Here is a 1,923-nt window from a genome sequence, read left to right on the forward strand (position 1 = left end):
GTGCAAAACATGCACCGTGTCATCGCCCTAGCGATCCTAGTTCTGGCGGCTGTGTTCAGTTCCGCGAGGGCTGAAGTGCTGATCGGGGTCTCGTCTGCGATGACAGGGCGGCTTGCCTGGATCGGCGAGCAGGGGCAACGCGGCGCGGAGAGGGCGGTGGCCGACCTCAACGCGGCGGGTGGCGTGCTCGGCCAGAAGGTGAGGCTGATCTCGGTCGACGATTTCTGCGATCCCGAGCAGGCGGTCGCGGCCGCCCAGAAGCTGGTGGCCGACGGGGTGGTGCTCGTCGTCGGGCATTATTGCTCTGGAGCCTCGATCCCCGCATCAAAAGTGTATGAGGCGGCGGGCGTCGTGCAAATATCCCCAGGCTCGACCAATCCGCAGCTGACCGAACACGGCCGTGGCAATGTCTTCCGCACCATTGGCCGCGACGACGCGCAGGGTTTCATCGCCGGCAACTACCTTGCCGATCACTGGGGCGACAAGAAGATCGCAATCCTTCACGACAATTCGACCTATGGGAAGGGTCTCGCCGACGAGACCAGGAAGCAGCTGAACAAACGGGGCGTGACTGAAGCTTTTTACGACGCATACAGGCCTGGGAAGGACGACTATTCAGCCGAGGTCGCTGCGTTGCAATCCGCCGGCATTTCGGCCTTGTATGTGGGCGGGTATCATGCCGACGTTGCGCTGATCGCTCGCGCTGCAGGCGACCGGGACTACACGCTTCAGCTCATATCCGGAGATGCTTTGGCTACCGAGGAATTCGCCCTGATCGCAGGCTCAGCGGCGGAGGGGACCCTGTTCACCTTCCCGGCGGACCCGCGGCGAAATGCCGGCGCGGCCGCGATCGTGGAGCAGTTCCGTGCGGACAACTTCGAGCCCGCGGGCTATACGCTGTTGAGCTACTGCGCGGTGCAGGTCTGGGCCCAGGCGGTGGCGAAGGCAGGTTCGCTGGCGCCAAAGGCGGTCATAGCGGCACTGCGCGAACAGCAATTCGACACCGTCATTGGCAGGGTCGATTTCGACGCCAAGGGCGACCTCACGAGGCAGAGCTGGGTTTGGTACGTCTGGCGGGGCGGGGAGTACGTGCCGGTTGAATAGGGTGCGCCGAACGCCGGCGTGACGCTGAGACGTCTAGTCTGATGCAGACCAGTGTGGCTGGATTGTTCCGACTCCCCACGATGCTTGAACGCCTCGGCATACGCGGTCGGCTGTTGCTCGCCTTTTTCGGGATCAGCGGCCTTGCGGTGCTGGCTACCGCCGCGGCGCTTTATGCTTTCCTCGAAGTCGGCGACGTCGTCGACCGAATTACCAGGGATCGGGTGCCGTCGGCGCTGGCCTCCCTCCAGCTGTCGCGCCAGGCCGAACGGGTCGCCGCTGCCGCGCCATCGGTGCTGGCGGCGACAAGCAGGGCTCAGCACAGCAAGGTCTCGGCGGCCGTCGCGCTCGAGATGTCCCGCCTCGAGGCCCTGCGTACGGATCTCAGAGATGCTACGCTGGGCACAGTGCCTTTAGCTGAGATCGAGGAAGCTGCGGTTGTTTTGAGGCGCAACCTGAAGGAGCTCGACTCTCTTGTTGTCGCCCGCCTCGATGTGGTCGCCCGAAAGGAGGAGCTTCTGAACCGCCTCGCCGCGACGACGACCGGCAGCCAACGCCTTCTGGCCACCGGCATCGTGGTGATGGATTCCAGGCTCCCGCAATGGCGGGCGGTCGCGGCCGATACGTCGCTGTCGCCCGATCGACGCGCAGCGGCAATGGCCGACATGGTCCATGCGATTGCGGCTTACATCCCCCAGCAGAAGGCGCTGCTGGAGATCTCGGCAGTCAACGACGCGCTGGTGAAGGCCGCGACCGCGCCGACGCGAGGCGATCTGGCGTTGATCCTGTTTCCGCTGCACCGCTCGCTCGCCGCTCTGGAAA

At 64.6% G+C, this 1,923-nt stretch carries 1 protein-coding gene and 1 pseudogene; both read left to right on the plus strand.

Going from position 1 to position 1,923, the window contains the following annotated elements; all coding sequences use genetic code 11:
• Positions 1–9 precede the first annotated feature (9 nt).
• Entirely contained in the window at positions 10–1,104 is a 1,095-nt protein-coding gene (locus EOA79_RS31725) for a branched-chain amino acid ABC transporter substrate-binding protein (RefSeq protein ID WP_095823323.1), read from the plus strand.
• Between the two features lie 80 nt (positions 1,105–1,184).
• Positions 1,185–1,923, plus strand: a pseudogene (locus EOA79_RS31730) (guanylyl cyclase); the annotation flags it as partial.

The organism is Mesorhizobium sp. M1A.F.Ca.IN.020.03.2.1, assembly GCF_004023205.1.
GTDB lineage: Bacteria > Pseudomonadota > Alphaproteobacteria > Rhizobiales > Rhizobiaceae > Mesorhizobium.